The organism is Oceanobacillus arenosus, from assembly GCF_003369575.1.
Classification (GTDB): Bacteria; Bacillota; Bacilli; order Bacillales; family Amphibacillaceae; genus Oceanobacillus; species Oceanobacillus arenosus.
In genome coordinates, this window is sequence record NZ_PIOC01000001.1 from 410965 (window position 1) to 427595 (window position 16631).

Genomic DNA, 16631 nt, shown 5'->3' on the forward strand with positions numbered 1-16631 from the left:
TAATCTAATTTATTTTGTTTAAAACGATAAACTACTATGGTAAAGGGAATTAATTAGAAACGGGGGAGAATAACGATGAAGCTTTACCTAGATCCAGGCCATGGCGGGACAGATCCAGGGGCTAGTGGAAATGGTTTAAAAGAAAAGGAAATCAATTTAGATATCGCGCTTCGGATTCGCAACTTCTTAACAGCAAATTATGAAAATATTGAAGTGAAAATGAGCCGTACAAATGATAGTACGAAAAGTCTACAGCAAAGAACGAATGAAGCGAATAATTGGGCAGCCGACTTTTATATGTCGATTCACTGTAACTCTTTCAATGGAACTGCAAATGGCTACGAAGACTATATTCATAACCTACTATCCGATCAATCTAGAACCGCCACATACCAAGATACCCTGCATGAGGAAATCATTAAAATAAATGGACTTTATAATCGCGGTCAAAAAAAGGCGAACTTCCATGTTTTGCGCGAATCGACAATGGATGCATTTCTTTCCGAAAATGGATTCATCGATAATGCTAAAGATGCTGCACTAATGAAGCAGACCTCTTGGCGACAAAAGGTTGCTGAGGGGCATGTGAATGGTTTAGCAAAGGCATTTAAATTAAAAAAGAAAGCAGGAAACCCAACCCGTATTCCAAGTGATCCAAATAAGCTGTTTAAAATTATTGCCGGCTCGTTCCAATCAAAGAAAAATGCAGATGAACGTGTTGCCTTTTTAAAAGGAAAAGGAATTGAAGCATTTGCGATTACCACTACTATTTCCAATGAACAATGGTACCGTGTTCAAGCTGGAGCGTTTTCAAATCGTAAAAATGCCGAAGAACATGTAAACGTGATTAAGAAAACAGGTGTAGATGCGTTTATTGATAGTTAGAGCAATAGTACAAGCGCCCGTTTGAGCTATGTACGGTGGGCAAGAGAAGTTTCGCTACAGCTTTAAAGCTGGAACTGGTGTTGAGGGAGGGGAATTTTTATATTTCCTTCTTGATAAAAACCCTTATCGATTTCATACGATAAGGATTTTTTTATACTTTAATGATTTATAACCTGCTAAATAACATGGAATTGCAGTCTCCAGGTATGGATTAATATCAAATTAATGGACATATCTCTCCACTTTTTTCCATAAAAACGCTTAGGCTACGATTATAAGCGCGTTACAGTTTTATAACATTAAGATGACAATAGGAGTACGTTATGAGAATTCTCTTCTAGTTATCCTAGACTTAGAACTTGTAAAGCCCTTCACTTAAGGGATTTGCAACATGTTAAATAGGAAAGATTACAACGAAAAACCATAGGGCGAAGTATTTGACCATACATTGCTTTGTAGTGTATAATATGAGGTCGCTACAACAATAAATTGAAATAAAATATGAGGTGAAGAAAGTGAAGAAATTAATGTCTTCAAAGATGGGATTCTTCGCGATCGCTCTAGTTCTTTTTTGGATTAAAACGTATATCATTTATTTAATAGAGTTTGACTTAGGGGTTAGTAATGGAATGCAGCAATTTCTATTATTCTTAAATCCTCTTAGCTCAGGACTGATATTTCTAGGACTAGCTTTGTTCGCGAAAGGCAAGAAAGTTGGAAAATGGATTATCATTATTGAAGCAATTTTGAGTTTCCTTTTATATGCGAATGTTGTTTATTATCGCTTTAACAGTGATTTTATTACTGTTGCCGTACTGATGCAATCAGAAAACTTTGGCAGTCTCGGTGGTAGTATCATCAACCTAATGAAATGGTCTGATCTTCTATATACTCTTGATATCATTCTGTTGATTGTATTATATAAGAAATTGAATATTATTTGGACTGCTGTTCGAGCTAAAACTCGCAAGCCAATTACCATTTTAGCTGCTGGTGTTCTTGTATTTACGATTAATCTTGGTCTTGCTGAAATTGATCGTCCACAATTATTAGAACGTACTTTTGACCGAAATTATTTAGTGAAGTATCTAGGACTGTATAACTTCTCAATCTATGACACTATTCAAAGCACAAAATCATCTACCCAGCGCGTTTTTGCCGACAGTAATGATATTACAGAAGTAGAGAATTACACGAAATCGAAATATGCAGCACCAAATGCAGAATTCTTTGGTAAGGGTGCCGGCAAGAATATTATCAAGATCCATCTTGAATCATTCCAGTCATTCTTAATTGATTATGAATTACACGGAGAAGAAGTAACTCCATTTCTAAATTCATTAGTACATGACGAAAGCATGGATTATACGTATTTCGATAATTTCTTCCATCAAACAGAGCAAGGTAAAACTGCAGATGCTGAATTGATTATGGATAACTCGCTTTACGGTCTACCACAGGGATCTGCTTTTTCAACCAAGGGGACGAATACGTATCAAGCATTACCTGCAATATTGGGCCAACAACAAGGATATACGAGTGGTGTATTCCATGGTGATGGAAAATCATTTTGGAACCGGGATGAAATCTATAAAAGTTTTGGTGTAAATGAATTTTATCACGAAGATTATTATGATATGAGTGAAGATAATATCATCAATTATGGATTAAAGGATAAACCATTCTTTGAGCAATCAATGCCTTATTTAGAAGAAATGGCTCAACCATTCTATGCACATATGATGACTCTAACAAACCATCATCCGTATTTAATTGATGAAGAGGAAGCTAGTCTTGCACCTGCTGAAACTGGTGACGGATCTGTTGACAGGTATTTCCAAACTGCTCGTTATTTGGATGAATCCTTGGAACAATTCTTTAATGATCTAAAGGAAGCTGGTTTATATGATGATTCTATTATTATGATTTATGGGGACCATTATGGTATTTCAGATAATCATAACCGGGCAATGTCCGAAATCATTGGTGAAGAAATTACACCATTGAAAAACTCAGAACTACAACGCGTACCATTTATGATTCGTGTTCCTGGTGTTGACGGTCAAGGAACCAATCATGAATATAGTGGTATGGTTGATGTTGCGCCAACATTATTGCATATTCTTGGAATTGATTCTCTAGACTATATTGTCTTTGGTACAGATATGTTCTCTGAGGATCATAAAGATTTTGTACCTTTCAGAAATGGTAATTTTATCACCGAGAAGTACAGTTCCATTAGTGGCGTTTACTACGATAACGTAACAAAGGAAGTAATTGAAGAACCAACGGAAGAGATGGAAGCTATGAGAGAAACTGTTCTTCATGAGTTAGAGCTTTCCGATAAAGTAATGTATGGTGACTTATTACGTTTTTATACACCAAACAATGACTGGACACCAGTTGATGTCAGTGATTATTTATATGTTAAAGACGAAGTAGAATCCGAATAGGTGCCTGGCACTTCCCGAATTTTGTCGAATATATTATAAAAAGTAGCTCCCTGCATATGTAGGGAGCTACTTTTTTTCTATAGAAACACGTCTTACAATGATCTTTACTTCTTACCATCATTTAATCTTCTAGCTTCTTCTGGACCTGACATTTTTGTTGCGCCTTTAAAACGAAGACCAACATCTCTGTCTGATTCAACACGACCACTTTCCCGTAATTTCTTTTCTTGACGATCTCTTCCCATGTTAACACCTCCTGATTTTAACATGAGTCATTTAAGTGGAATTTATGCATCATTATATAATGACTAACAATTCCTGGAAGATGCTCATTAGGACGAATATGCTCGGGTGCACGTCCACCCGCGATAATTAAGCCATCATATTCCTCTGGATCCACTTCAGCAAATGAAGTTGTTACCCATAACTATATTCTATATTGATTGAAGAAAGTCATATCCAATTTTTTATAAAAATTTAAACGCTAAACGAGCATGGTTTAGCCTTTTCTTTCATATAATTAATGGACACACGAGGGAGGTGATAAAAATGGGAAACACATTAATTAAAATCTCCGTTATCTATTTTTTAATTGGAATAACCCTCGGACTCTATATGTCAATCGGACATGATTATGTTTTAACAGGTGTTCACGTACACATCAATTTACTTGGTTGGGTGTCTCTTGCGATTGCTGGTATCTTTTATAAACTTTTTCCTCACCTTGCCCAAACTAATACAGCTAAGGTTCACTTTTGGCTACACAATATCGGATTACCAGTCATGATGATTTCTCTTGCTTTTGTAGTAACAGGTACTGGAGGTATATTCACTACATTCTTATCCATTGGTGGTGTCGTGACGGTTCTAGCAATATATTTCTTTGCATTCAATGTGTTGAGCAACTTAAATAAATCTGAATAAACTTTATGATGCATCGCTTCCTAGTGAGCGGTGCATTATTTTGTTCAAGGCTTATATTGGTAATCCGCACAAAGAATAATTATGATAGGAGGGAAAGATAAAAAAAGGTGGGATAACATGATTGAGAAAGTAGAATTAGGTAAAACGGGAATAAACATTCATCCAATTGGACTTGGCGCAAATAAAATTGGTGAAGAGGATAAGGAAACTAATACAGAGTATGGCGGCAAGATTATTACAGCGGCAATTGAAAATGGCTTGGACTTTATTGACACGGCATATATATATGGGAAAGGGCTATCTGAGGAAATCATCGGAAAAACATTGAAAGAAACTAATAATAGAAATAGCGTCATATTAGCAACAAAAGGTGCACATCGATTTGAGGGAGATACTATGATCGTCGGTAATTCCCCCGCATTTTTAACACAGACAGTGGATGAAAGTCTAAAACGGCTGCAAACTGATGTGATTGATCTATTCTATATTCACTTCCCTGACGAAGAAACACCGAAATTTGAAGCTGTCGGTGCATTACAACGATTAAAGGAAGCAGGGAAAATTCGTGCAATCGGCATTTCAAATTTTTCACTTGAGCAGCTTAAAGAGGCGAATCAAGATAAATACATCGATGTTGTCCAAGGTAACTATAATTTAATTGATCGGACTGCAGAAAGGGAGCTTTTTCCCTATTTATTTGATACTGACATTTCCTTTATCCCGTATTTTCCATTAGCTTCTGGCCTATTAGCAGGGAAATACAAACCAGACACCGTCTTTTCAGAAAAGCAAAAAGCTCGACCACAATTTCAAGATAATGCATATTTCAAGCATTTAGAAAAGGTGGACAAGATCAGGGAAATTGCTGCTAGACATGATGTAGACGTTGCACACATTGTCTTAGCGTTCTATTTAACACTGGAACCAATCGACACTGTTATTCCTGGTGCAAGAAACACAAAACAAGTAGTAGACAATTTAAAAGCAGCGGAAGTGAAGCTGACCAATGGCGATATTCAGCTAATTAATGAGGTATTTCCTATATAAAATTAACAACGATAGCAGGAATCTGCAGCCTGCTATCGTTTTTTTCATTTAGTCTATGATAAACACCGCTATTAACGAATCCCACGATTGTATTGGATAGGTGGTGTTACTGTCCGAGAAACAGCTTTTATTGCATGAAGTCCCCAGTACGGATCATTTAGCATTCCTCTTGCAACAGCAACTAAATCCGCATCGCCGTTCGCGATTGTTGCCTCAGCAACTTGAGGGTCACTTAATTTTCCTACTGCAATAACCGGAACATTTAATGCTTTCTTGAATGCACGAGCAAATGGTACTTGATATGCAGGATGGTTTGCCGGTCTTAATTTCCCTGGAGGTGCCTCTCCACCACTGGAGACATGGAAAACATCAACACCAGCTTCTTTAAAACGCTTTGCCATTTCAATCGCATGCTCAATTTTATATCCACCATCGATATATTCAATTGCCGACATTCTCATAATTAGTGGCATGTTAGCGGGCATCACACTTTTCACTGCCCGAGTCACTTCCACTCCAAATCTTGCCAGGTCCGCTCCATATTCATCTTGGCGATTATTTATACTTGGTGACATAAATTGATGAAGCAGGTAACCATGTGCGCCATGAAGTTCAATCGTATCAAACCCTGCTTCAACTGCACGTCTTGCAGCATCTTTGAATTGAATGACAAGCTCCTTCACTTCTTCTGTTGTTAAGGCTCTTGGGAGTTTCAATTTCCCGTTGATGCTTTCTTCTGGAAGAACTTCAACCGGAATATCCGATGCACCAACTGGTTGTTCTGCATCCTCAGCTTTCCGACCAGCGTGAGCAATTTGAATACCAATCTTCGCCCCGTACTTATGGACTTCATCAACAATCCGCTTATATCCTGGTACATGATCGTCCGACCATAACCCTAAGTCACCGTTTGTTATTCTCCCATCTGGATCAACATCCGTCATCTCGACAATAATAAGCCCCGTACCACCAATCGCCCTCGATACGTAATGAACAAAATGCCAATCATTTGGCATTCCGTCCTCTGTATCAACAGAGTACTGACACATCGGTGCCATTACGATTCTATTTTTTAGTTCTAGACCCTTAATTGTAAATGGTGCAGGTAATATAGCCATTAATTTCCCCTCCTATAATATATGCATGTGCATGCAATTTTATAGTTTAGACATAGTACTGTCAAATTAGCTGTTTTACCTATTTCTCAGAACATATAGAAGAAATCCCATCAAATCCCCCTACACTTAATAAGGAAGAAATTGTATACTTATTACAGTGCCTTTTTTGAATATTTTAGAAATAACCATCAATTATTGAAATCTGCTTAATGAAAATAGAAGGACGGATAATATGACCATATTAATCATGAAAAATATTGAGAAACATGAAAAGGATACGATATTATTTCCTTCCTTTCATTTAGCAATTGCTAAAAGCGAGATTACCGCCATTTATTCAACATTAAATGTCCGCAGCACAGTTTTAGACATGTTTATCGGCAACATACCTACCATTAACGGTGAAATAACAATAAATGGTGAATCACTCTTTAAAAATAAGCAAGCATATTTATTACAGCTTGGCATCTACTATTTTGAAGAAGGACTGTATGAAAGGCTTACTGTTAGAGACTACTTTGCGTTTTTTGGACGTCTTTATGGATTCCAGAAATCATTTGACCAAATTTTACAGCTAACACAGCTGCAAGAAAAGAAGCATAAAAAAATCAAGGATTTAACATTTTCAGAGAAAAAACGCGTGCAATATGGACGCTTACTCATCCAATCACCATCGCTATTTATCTTCGAAGAACCCGATTTGAATGTAGATATGGAAACCAAACGTATTTTCATCAATATAACGAAGATATTACAGGAGGACGGAAAAGGTATTCTCCTGTTAACAGGTAATATGGAAAGTGCGATTACGATCGCCGGTCACGTTTACCGGCTGGACGAAGATGGCTTACGGTTATTCGAAACAGAAGCTGAGGAACAGAATACTTCAATAATCGAAGCGGAGGAAAGAGAGGACGAGAAAGAGTCAAAGCCGATTCGGTTTAATAAAATTCCAACAAAAGTAAATGAAAAGATTGTTCTATTCGACCCGCCGGAAATTGATTACATAGAAAGTAATGATGGGCAAGCAAGTATCTACATAAAGGGAGAAGCATTTCCAAGTTCGCTCACACTAACGAACTTAGAGGAGCGTTTAAAGCATGTTGGATTTTTCAGATGCCATCGTTCTTACATAGTAAATTTGCAAAAAGTACGGGAAGTAATCACATGGACACGAAATAGTTATAGTTTGGTTCTCGATGACAAAGAAAAGACGCAAATTCCATTATCAAAAGGGAAAATGGCGGAGTTAAGGGATTTATTGGGCATAAAATAGGCCCCATTCATCCCAATAATTACTCTTTTCACGGAAAATATAATGTTAAGATCCTATTATTCTCTTATTCTATGGATGTAAGCAAAATTGATTTGCCAGGAGGAGAAAAATTGCAAAACATAATTGAAGTGAAATCATTAGCAAAAGTTTTTGGAAACCAAGCGGCGCTTGAAGATGTTAATTTTGATGTTAAAAAGGGAGAGACATTTGGATTTTTAGGACCGAGTGGTTCTGGAAAGACAACAACGATAAAAATATTAACAGGCCAATTAGCACAAACATCTGGTGAGGCAAATGTATTTCTAATACCAGCATCTTCCTTAAATAAACCGAAATACCGAAAAAAAATAGGTGTCGTGACAGATAACAGCGGTCTATATAGCCGTTTATCAATTTATGATAATTTAAAACTTTACTGCGACTTATATGATGTACCCACGAAGCGAATACAAGAAGTACTCGAGATGGTGAATTTAACGGAAGAGCCAAAAAAGCTTGTCTCCAAGCTTTCAAAAGGAATGCTTCAGCGGGTCACTTTAGCGAGGGCATTCTTGCATGAACCAGACCTGCTGTTTTTAGACGAGCCAACTTCAGCACTCGACCCAGCAAATTCCAAACACATTCATGATGGGTTACGCAGGTTGAATGAAAAAGGAACAACCATCTTCCTAACAACACATGACATGGGTGAAGCAGAGTCACTTTGTAATCGTGTTGCCTTCTTAAATAGAGGGAAAATTCAGCTGCTCGATGAACCGAAAGCACTTCGCAGGCAATTTTCCGATGCCACTGTAACGTTGGAGCTAAAAGATGGAAGAGAGATGAGGCTATCAAGCGGTGCTGATGGCGCAGATGAAATCCATCAATATATGTCAACAGATCAAGTCGTCTCGATTCATTCAAACGAACCAACATTAGGTGATATTTTTGTAGAAGTTACAGGGAGGGAATTAATATGACATTTTCTGCGAAGCGTGTGATGGCAATTTTCCAAAAGGATATGAAGGATTTATCTAAAAACATGTATGTGGGAACAACAATACTTACGCCGTTAATCCTTGCGATGATTTATGGAGGAATGATAGATAATCCGACAATCGAAATTCATTACTTTGTGATTAACTTGGCATTATCTATTGTAACTGCATTCGTCCAATGTGCAATTATTGCGGAAGAGAAAGAAAAGAATACATTACGAGGATTAATGCTTTCACCTGCAACGATACCTGAGATACTTGGCGGGAAAAGTTTAGTGACATTCATATTAACGATAATCACGATTATTCTATGTGCGATGCTGACAGGATATGAACCGGCAAATCTTGGGATTATTGCAATAGCCATTACTATTTCTACTTTATTTTATATTGCATTAGGTACATTAATGGGACTACTTTCTCGAACAGTAATGGAAGCATCCATTGTTATTTTACCCGTCATGTTTCTTTTCGGATTCGGAACGATACTGCAGCCCTTTGCAGAAGACTATCCAATTCTATCTGTTATCGACTATTTACCTAGCACCCAGCTGCTTGAGTTAGCGACCCTCGTTGAGGCGGGATCAGGATTTGTGGATGTAGGAGGAAATTTAGCAATCATTTTTGCTTGGGTTGTTGTTGCAACGATAGCCACTTCCATTGTATTTAAAAAGCGTGAGATGGATGAATAAGAGAAACCGCATAAGACATTTATGGTAAGATTGGGCATATCATTGCTTCAATCTTACCTTTTCATTATTAATAAATATCATTTTGTATCGTTTGTTACAATTTATATAAAACTCGGACTAGTTTAGCGCTTAAGGCTCTCAGGCCAGTCGCTCCAGAAATACCCTTCGCTTTCCGCGGGGAGCTGGTGAGCCTACTTGTGCTGTCGCACTTCGTAGTCTCACCTAAGCTCTTCTTCCCGCAGGAGTCTTCGGATATTTCTTCCGCTGTGGTTACAAAAAATCACAAATAATAGAGCGGCTTACCACTTAAAACGATCATAATTGAAGTAAGGCAATGTAGCCTTTTGAGCAATTTCAATTTCTCTAAAGATCTAAATTCAAAATTATCATAAGTCCGCACTTTATATCAACTTAACATTAACATCCAGTTAAAACTTCTCTCTGTATAAGTGCAACTAATTAAATCTCAGCAAATAAAAGGATGAAGACAATGAAAATAACGAGTAAGGTTCTTGAATGGGTTATTGAGCAAGTAAATAAAAATGCTACCATTGAATCGATTGAACAATTGAAAGGGAGTACCTCATCAATCCTACATCTGATAAAGCTTCGAACTAACACAGGAATAAAAGAGGTCATTTTGCGACAATTTACGAATCAAGAATGGTTACAGGAGGAACCAGATCTTTCCGTCCATGAATCAAGCAGTCTTCGAATGGCTGTAAGGGCTAAGCTCGCTGCTCCCGAAATAATTGCCTACGATATAGGAGATATTTGTGATGTTCCACTCGTGCTAATGTCAAAGCTTGAAGGTGAAGTGGATCTAAAACCAAAACATTTTCAGATGTGGTTAACTGGACTTGCCAAAGAACTGGCAACAATTCATGCTGTGAAGATAAACGACTTTCAGTGGAAATATTTTCGCTATCAGGATATAGAAAATATAAAAGTACCCTCATGGACATCTGTACCCGATGCTTGGAGGACTGCCATCGAACTAGTAAAAAAGCCGCATCCGCCATTTAAGGAATGTTTTATACATCGGGATTATCACCCTGCAAATGTACTTTGGAATAATGGATCGATAAGTGGTGTCGTTGACTGGGTCAATGCTTGTAAAGGCCCCGTAGGAATCGATATCGGTCATTGTCGGTGGAACCTTGCAATGCTCTTTGACGCCCGAGTTGCAGATGATTTTCTTGCAGCATATCAAACGTTTGCTGGGAATGCATTTACATATAATGTATATTGGGATCTATGCTCCTTAATCGATGTTCTATCTGATCCAATTGAAGTCTATGCAGGATGGGCGGAATTTGGGGTATCAGGAATTACCAGCAAAACTATGGAGGAACGCATGGATGCGTATTTACTAAGTCTATTACCATCAGAACATTGATTGAATACCCAATTAAAATCAAAAGATGGACCTCAAACAGTCGCAATCAACGACCATTCTGGATCCACCTTTTCTATTAGCATTTCTTAATTTATGCCTTTCATAAACCGTTTAAGCTTCGGAGCAAACAGGAACAATACTATTCCTAAAACAATAGCTATTCCACCTATCACTCCAAAATAAATTGCTTCTGTTTCCGGATTATAGAAACGGACAACCTGTGCATTGATTGCCTGTGCAGAGGCGTTTGATAAATTCCAAAGACTCATCATCTGTGCTGCAAAAGCCGCTGGTGCCAATTTCGTTGTTGCAGATAATCCAACAGGTGATAAACATAGCTCTCCAAGAACAACCAAGAAGAAGCTAAGTACAAGCCATAAAGGACTTACTAGGCTTTCCGTTCCATTAACAAAGGCTGGAATGATCATCACAATGAAAGATAGACCAGCAAATATTAATCCTAAGGAAAACTTCTGCGGTGTAGATGGCTGACGATCACCTAATCTAATCCAAATCCAAGCGAACACCGGTGCAAGTGCAACAATGAATAACGGATTTAATGATTGGAACCATGAGGATTGAATTTCGATTCCCGCAAAGGTTAATTGCGTCCGTTCATTTGCATAGGTTGCAAGAATATTTGAACCTTGTTCCTGAATCGCCCAGAACACCATTGCTGCGATAAATAACGGGATATATGCAAGCAAGTGTGAACGCTCATCTGCTGTTGTTTTTGGACTACGATACATCGTGTAAAAGTAAATCGCAGGAATAATAATACCAAGAATACTAATGAAAAAGATAACTCGTTCAATCGTTAGCCAACCGCCTTCAAATCCAAACCAACCGACAATAACTAGAACAATAACACTTAAGCTAACGATTTTAGTCGTTCTTCCACGCTCTTCCTTTGTAAGCGGGTTAGGCACATGTGATCCAGCAAGACCTAAATACTTTTTACGTGTAATTAAATAAACAACCAAACCTGCGAACATTCCAACAGCAGCAAGTGCAAAGCCAAGATGGAAGTTATATGTCTGTCCAATTGTTCCGACAATTAACGGTGCAATAAATCCGCCCAAGTTAATTCCCATGTAATAGATACTAAATCCTGAATCACGTCTTGGGTCCTTTTCACTGTAAAGGTCCCCTACCATACTAGCTACGTTTGGTTTAAGAAGACCGGTTCCTAAAATGATAAACGCCATAGAGATAAATAATGCCGTTACCCCAGCAGGAAGTGACAGGACAATATGACCAATCATGATTAAGACCCCACCGTAAAATACCGTACGGCCTGTTCCAAGTACCCTATCAGCGATCCATCCACCGATAATCCCGGACATATAAACAAGTGATCCGTAAATTGCCATGATGGAGTTAGCGAGTGTCTGATCCAGGCCTAATCCACCATGATTTAATTCATAGTACATGTAGAATAATAATATCGCACGCATACCATAGTATGAAAATCGTTCCCAAAACTCTGTAAAAAATAGTGTAGATAACCCTTTAGGATGACCGAAAAAGCCCTTCTGTGGAATGGTCTTCAGCATGTCCTCCTTATCTCGTGAGTCCATCGTGTGTAAATCCTCCTCTAAGTTGTAAAACTGAATATACTTTTACTTAATAATCTATCTTATCCTGCAAAAAAAACATACCTTTTAATTTTAGAATATATTTTAATGCATGTAAAGCCGATATACCCATAGTATTAACAGTCTAAACTTGCGTATGCATTGCTATGAATAGATGGTAGCGCTATCTGAAATATTATTATTTTTTTAATTACTGTTATTTATAACAAATTAAGGTCTAGCCTCTATATTTGCTGGAAATTAGAACCCAATCTCAGAAATCCAAATAGTAGTAAACGCTTGGAATGTTCCCCCCTGTTGTCTTTACTGTAAATTTATTAAAGTAACCTTCAAATACTTTTTCCATCTTCTACTAAGTACTTATGATTTTATTATAGCTCGTATTTTAGGCAGGGTGAAAATCATTAACTTAAGGAATATTCTCTACCAACCCACTTCAATCTATGCTACAATGAAATCAAACAAAATACCTGCAGCGGCAGGAGAGGTTCTAGAACTAACCCTCTATAAAAAACTAAAGAATTAACTGTATCTTTCTTTAGGATATGGTTTTTATTTTTGCTTTTTTTGGAATCGTCATGGACTATCATCAAATGATTCGTAATCTAATATTGAAGCATGACATCGAAGAGTTACTTTTCATGATCCTCTCATTCGTATGCAGGTGTTCCAAGCAAATTATTTTAAAGGAGCGCTATTAATGCGAATATTTTTCTATCTTATTGCCATAATATTGGCAAACGTTATTACTGCGAAATTTGCACCATTGCAATTGGGAGTCTTTATCATTCCCTATGGTTCATTTCTAATTGGAGCGACATTTATTTTACGAGATCTAGTACAGAACAAATACGGGAAAAAGAAAACATATTTGTTTATTGGTCTAGCACTTATTTTATCCGCTATTTCAAGTCACTTATTAGGAGATACATTGTGGATTGTGTTTGCAAGTGCAGTCAGCTTCCTCGTTTCGGAATCCATTGACACGGAAATTTACTCACGACTCAAGAAACCAATGCTTGTTCGCGTACTATACAGTGGAACGATTGGTGGAATATTTGATTCTACCATCTTCGTCATTATTGGTCTGTCCCCACTTGGTGCAGGATTTGTACCTTGGGATGCGGTATGGATGGCAATTTTAGGTCAAATCATTATCAAGGTTTGTCTGCAATTTTTAGGTGTGCTTGTACTTCAATTCTCGAAATTTGCAAGAGAAGATTACGCACATTAGTCTGAAGCAAAAAATGCTCTTCCTCAACTATGTGTTGGTGAAGAGCATTTTCCTTATACCGTACGTTTCATTTTTAGATATTCCTCATATCCGTTCAACCGCAATTTACAGGATGGGCATGTCCCACAGCCATCACCTTTGATTCCATTATAGCATGTTAAAGTTTTCGTTCGAACATATTCGAGTGCATCTAAATCATCCGCCATTTTCCATGTTTCTGCCTTGTTTAGCCACATTAATGGCGTATGAATTACGAATTTATGATCCATCGACAGATTTAAGGTTACATTTAATGATTTTACAAAATCATCACGGCAATCGGGATAACCACTGAAGTCTGTTTCACAAACGCCCGTAATAATATGCTTTGCACCTATTTGATAACCTAGAATTCCTGCAAACGTTAAGAAAACCAAATTTCTCCCCGGAACAAAGGTGTTCGGCAGTTCTCCATCTTTTCCGTCCTCTACTTCAATCGTATCCCTCGTAAGCGCATTCGGCGCCAATTGATTTATTAGCCCCATATCCAAAATATGTTGTTTAACGCCTAAGTCATTGGCGATTTCCTTCGCACAATCTATTTCTGCAGCATGTCGTTGATTATAATCAAAGGTGACTACTTCCACCTCTTTAAATGTTTTAAGTGCCCAGAACAGGCAGGTAGTACTATCCTGACCACCACTAAATACGACAATTGCTTTATCGTCTTTCAGCATAAACTTCCTCCTAACTTATAAAATACTTAGTATTTTATATAATAACACTAATTTCCACTTTAAAAGGGTATACAGACATAAACAGGTCTACTTGTAGGAGGATTTTACGTGATCATTTACCGTTTTCCAATCTTGATTCTCATGATGGTTCTTGTCTATTTATATATCGTTCCAGCTGAACCATTCATCTTTAAGCTATTTTTCAAATTGATTCCAATAGTAATGATTATTATTTATGCTTTTCGACAGCTTCCCTGGAAGAAAACACCGACACATTCGCTGATTCTAATTGGGCTATCATTCTGCATCATTGGTGACGCAACATTGCACTGGTTTCTGATTGGGCTCTCTGCATTTCTGATTGGTCATCTATTTTATATGATTGGTTTTCTTTTAAAATGGAAATTCTCGAAGGTACGCTTTATGATGTTGATTCCAATTGCTGTCTATGGACTTTTCTTCGGTAATGACCTAGTTAAATTCTTACATTTTAATGGAGATGCTGCACTAATTTTTCCGATTTTATGCTACCTTATTGTCATCTCTTTCATGGCTTGGTCCGCAATCATGACTGGAAATAAGTGGGCGATATTAGGAAGTATTCTATTTGTTATTTCCGATTCGATACTCGCATGGCATCTATTCATTTCGCCTGTAAAGCTTTCAGAACCACTGATTATGCTAAACTACTACGGTGGGCAGTTTCTAATCGCAAATAGCTTGGGCACAATTGTTGCAAAGAATAGACTCATTGTTTGGTAAGCTACTTTACCAACTTTCTTTACTATAATTAGTACAGTAGCAACTTATTAAATATTAGAAGAAAGTAATGTGAAGGTATCATTTGTATTGTATATTCCTGAATATGTAAAAATGCATCGCGATGTACGAATAAGTGAATAATCGGCAGATCAAGGAAAAGTTGGGGAATTAGTAAAACAACTTCTGATTCCTTCAATGTTGTTTGTCTACTACTTCTTACTCATTAAAACATAACAGAGTTTAATCACAGGACATTCACCTATCTAAGCTTAGATGAATATACTATCATTGCATCGTTTGCTTTTATTAAACTTGTCATCTATTGAAGGAGTGGACTAGAAAGGTGGAAAACTTTTTTAACTATACAATCTTACCTGGAGATAATTACTGGTTACTGGCACAGCGTTATCATACAACTGCTGGGGAAATATTCCTGGCTAATCCTGGAGTAAATCCATACTATCCCCCAATTGGTCAACATATCTCTATCCCTATACTTCGCCAACGCAATGTTAATTATGCACAACAAAGTCATTGTATAAGCCAGACAGAAGTTGACTATCGAAACGATATGCGTAGCCTTTGGGAAGAACATGTTGCATGGACTAGGATGGCGATTATCAGCTTAATCTTTAAATTACCTGATGTAGATTTCGTCATCACACGTCTCCTAAAGAATGCGACAGATATGGGGAATATGATCCGCCGCTTATACGGAAATGTTGCAGCTGAAACATATGCAACCTTAATTAAGGATCATCTTCTAATTGCAGCAGATCTTGTTAAAGCTGCCTTAGCAGGTGATCAGCAGAAAGTAATCGCGATAGATAAAAAGTGGCATGAAAATGCGGATGACATTGCTGTATTTCTAAATAGTATCAATCGCTTTTTAACAGTGGAAGCCGTTAAAGAAATGTTTTATCACCATTTAGATTTAACAAAACAAGAAGCTGTTGCCATGATAAACAGGGATTACCAGAAGGATATCGATGTATATGATGAAATAGAGAAGCAAGCCAGGGAAATGGCAGATGCAATTTCAGATGCAATGGTCAAAGGTTATCCAAGTATGTTTTAATTAGGTCAACTAAAATAAGCCCAATATAGAGGCTTATTTTACATACAATTTACTCGTCATAATATAAGGAATCCTCTGTACTTTACCGATATGCTAAATTGCTCTATTATTTAATGACAAAGTGGCGTACACAAACAATGCCTATGGAAAGTCCTAATGAAGTAGAAAGTGCAGTAAATATATCGAATGAATCCTTGAAAACCACATTAACAATCAGACCTAGGATAAAAAAGCATAAAAAGTAACCTAAAAGCTTTAATGCGAATTGTTGCAAGTATCTCCCCTCCGACCAGGAATAGTATGTGACTACTGTTTCATCAAATAACATAAGTACAAAAAGGCATTAAGTATATGAATATATCATAAACTTAATGCCTTAACTTAGCCTGGCGGCGTCCTACTCTTGCAGGGACAAAGTCCCAACTACCATCGGCGCTGAAGAGCTTAACTACTGTGTTCGAGATGGGAACAG

Annotated in this window: 15 protein-coding genes, 1 rRNA gene and 1 riboswitch; of the genes, 11 read left to right on the forward strand and 5 right to left on the reverse strand. The window is 37.4% G+C overall.

Features of this window, described 5'->3' with window-relative positions:
* Positions 1-75: 75 nt before the first annotated feature.
* Both CWR48_RS01765 and ltaS read left to right on the forward strand, forming a co-directional pair.
* Positions 76-885, forward strand: a complete 810-nt coding sequence (locus CWR48_RS01765; protein WP_115771316.1) for an N-acetylmuramoyl-L-alanine amidase — start codon at positions 76-78, stop codon at positions 883-885.
* Between the two features lie 515 nt (positions 886-1400).
* Positions 1401-3338, forward strand: a complete 1938-nt coding sequence (gene ltaS, locus CWR48_RS01770) for a lipoteichoic acid synthase (RefSeq protein ID WP_115771317.1) — start codon at positions 1401-1403, stop codon at positions 3336-3338.
* A 104-nt stretch (positions 3339-3442) separates the two neighbouring features.
* Here the strand turns inward: ltaS and CWR48_RS01775 are convergent, their stop codons facing one another.
* A complete protein-coding gene (locus CWR48_RS01775; protein ID WP_115771318.1) occupies positions 3443-3583 on the reverse strand; it encodes a YpzI family protein in 141 nt (46 codons plus the stop codon).
* Positions 3584-3887: 304 nt separating this feature from the next.
* Here CWR48_RS01775 and CWR48_RS01785 point away from each other — a divergent pair, with 304 nt between their 5' ends.
* Both CWR48_RS01785 and CWR48_RS01790 read left to right on the forward strand, forming a co-directional pair.
* Entirely contained in the window at positions 3888-4262 is a 375-nt protein-coding gene (locus tag CWR48_RS01785) for a cytochrome-c oxidase (protein WP_115771319.1), read from the forward strand.
* Between the two features lie 117 nt (positions 4263-4379).
* Entirely contained in the window at positions 4380-5309 is a 930-nt protein-coding gene (locus CWR48_RS01790; RefSeq protein ID WP_115771320.1) for an aldo/keto reductase, read from the forward strand.
* Positions 5310-5380: 71 nt separating this feature from the next.
* Here the strand turns inward: CWR48_RS01790 and CWR48_RS01795 are convergent, their stop codons facing one another.
* The gene (locus tag CWR48_RS01795) at positions 5381-6427 is read right to left on the reverse strand and encodes an NADH:flavin oxidoreductase/NADH oxidase (protein ID WP_115771321.1); all 1047 of its coding nucleotides are present in this window, start codon (positions 6425-6427) and stop codon (positions 5381-5383) included.
* Between the two features lie 232 nt (positions 6428-6659).
* Between CWR48_RS01795 and CWR48_RS01800 the strand changes: the two genes are divergently transcribed.
* The 4 genes from CWR48_RS01800 to CWR48_RS01815 all read left to right on the forward strand — a co-directional run bounded on the left by CWR48_RS01800 (position 6660) and on the right by CWR48_RS01815 (position 10771).
* Positions 6660-7703 carry a LytTR family transcriptional regulator DNA-binding domain-containing protein gene (locus CWR48_RS01800; protein WP_115771322.1) on the forward strand — a complete coding sequence of 348 codons (1044 nt, stop codon included), beginning with the start codon at positions 6660-6662 and terminating at the stop codon, positions 7701-7703.
* Between the two features lie 110 nt (positions 7704-7813).
* The gene (locus CWR48_RS01805; protein ID WP_115771323.1) at positions 7814-8662 is read left to right on the forward strand and encodes an ABC transporter ATP-binding protein; all 849 of its coding nucleotides are present in this window, start codon (positions 7814-7816) and stop codon (positions 8660-8662) included.
* Entirely contained in the window at positions 8659-9372 is a 714-nt protein-coding gene (locus tag CWR48_RS01810; protein WP_115771324.1) for an ABC transporter permease, read from the forward strand. The genes CWR48_RS01805 and CWR48_RS01810 overlap by 4 nt, the downstream gene beginning before the upstream one ends.
* Positions 9373-9862: 490 nt before the next feature.
* Positions 9863-10771 (forward strand): phosphotransferase family protein, encoded by a 909-nt coding sequence (locus CWR48_RS01815; RefSeq protein ID WP_170140661.1) that lies wholly within the window; start codon positions 9863-9865, stop codon positions 10769-10771.
* A gap of 86 nt (positions 10772-10857) precedes the next feature.
* Here the strand turns inward: CWR48_RS01815 and CWR48_RS01820 are convergent, their stop codons facing one another.
* On the reverse strand, positions 10858-12351 hold the full coding sequence (locus CWR48_RS01820) for a peptide MFS transporter (RefSeq protein ID WP_115771326.1): 1494 nt from the start codon (positions 12349-12351) through the stop codon (positions 10858-10860).
* A gap of 496 nt (positions 12352-12847) precedes the next feature.
* Positions 12848-12893, forward strand: a riboswitch (PreQ1 riboswitch).
* Positions 12894-13069: 176 nt separating this feature from the next.
* Between CWR48_RS01820 and CWR48_RS01825 the strand changes: the two genes are divergently transcribed.
* The gene (locus CWR48_RS01825; RefSeq protein ID WP_115771327.1) at positions 13070-13603 is read left to right on the forward strand and encodes a VUT family protein; all 534 of its coding nucleotides are present in this window, start codon (positions 13070-13072) and stop codon (positions 13601-13603) included.
* Between the two features lie 53 nt (positions 13604-13656).
* Here CWR48_RS01825 and queC read toward each other — a convergent pair whose 3' ends face one another.
* Positions 13657-14316 carry a 7-cyano-7-deazaguanine synthase QueC gene (gene queC, locus CWR48_RS01830; protein WP_115771349.1) on the reverse strand — a complete coding sequence of 220 codons (660 nt, stop codon included), beginning with the start codon at positions 14314-14316 and terminating at the stop codon, positions 13657-13659.
* Between the two features lie 111 nt (positions 14317-14427).
* Between queC and CWR48_RS01835 the strand changes: the two genes are divergently transcribed.
* Positions 14428-15081, forward strand: a complete 654-nt coding sequence (locus CWR48_RS01835; protein ID WP_115771328.1) for a lysoplasmalogenase — start codon at positions 14428-14430, stop codon at positions 15079-15081.
* A gap of 343 nt (positions 15082-15424) precedes the next feature.
* The gene (locus tag CWR48_RS01840; RefSeq protein ID WP_115771329.1) at positions 15425-16159 is read left to right on the forward strand and encodes a LysM peptidoglycan-binding domain-containing protein; all 735 of its coding nucleotides are present in this window, start codon (positions 15425-15427) and stop codon (positions 16157-16159) included.
* Positions 16160-16543: 384 nt separating this feature from the next.
* Here the strand turns inward: CWR48_RS01840 and rrf are convergent.
* Positions 16544-16631: ribosomal RNA gene (gene rrf, locus CWR48_RS01845) — 5S ribosomal RNA — on the reverse strand; the annotation flags it as partial.

Coding starts and splice junctions, on each gene's coding strand:
- CWR48_RS01765 (WP_115771316.1), top strand. CDS start 76: ATGAAGCTTTACCTAGATCCAGGCCATGGCGGGACAGATCCAGGGGCT.
- CWR48_RS01785 (WP_115771319.1), top strand. CDS start 3,888: ATGGGAAACACATTAATTAAAATCTCCGTTATCTATTTTTTAATTGGA.
- CWR48_RS01825 (WP_115771327.1), top strand. CDS start 13,070: ATGCGAATATTTTTCTATCTTATTGCCATAATATTGGCAAACGTTATT.
- CWR48_RS01795 (WP_115771321.1), bottom strand. CDS start 6,427: ATGGCTATATTACCTGCACCATTTACAATTAAGGGTCTAGAACTAAAA.
- CWR48_RS01815 (WP_170140661.1), top strand. CDS start 9,863: ATGAAAATAACGAGTAAGGTTCTTGAATGGGTTATTGAGCAAGTAAAT.
- CWR48_RS01790 (WP_115771320.1), top strand. CDS start 4,380: ATGATTGAGAAAGTAGAATTAGGTAAAACGGGAATAAACATTCATCCA.
- CWR48_RS01810 (WP_115771324.1), top strand. CDS start 8,659: ATGACATTTTCTGCGAAGCGTGTGATGGCAATTTTCCAAAAGGATATG.
- CWR48_RS01820 (WP_115771326.1), bottom strand. CDS start 12,351: ATGGACTCACGAGATAAGGAGGACATGCTGAAGACCATTCCACAGAAG.
- CWR48_RS01800 (WP_115771322.1), top strand. CDS start 6,660: ATGACCATATTAATCATGAAAAATATTGAGAAACATGAAAAGGATACG.
- CWR48_RS01775 (WP_115771318.1), bottom strand. CDS start 3,583: ATGGGAAGAGATCGTCAAGAAAAGAAATTACGGGAAAGTGGTCGTGTT.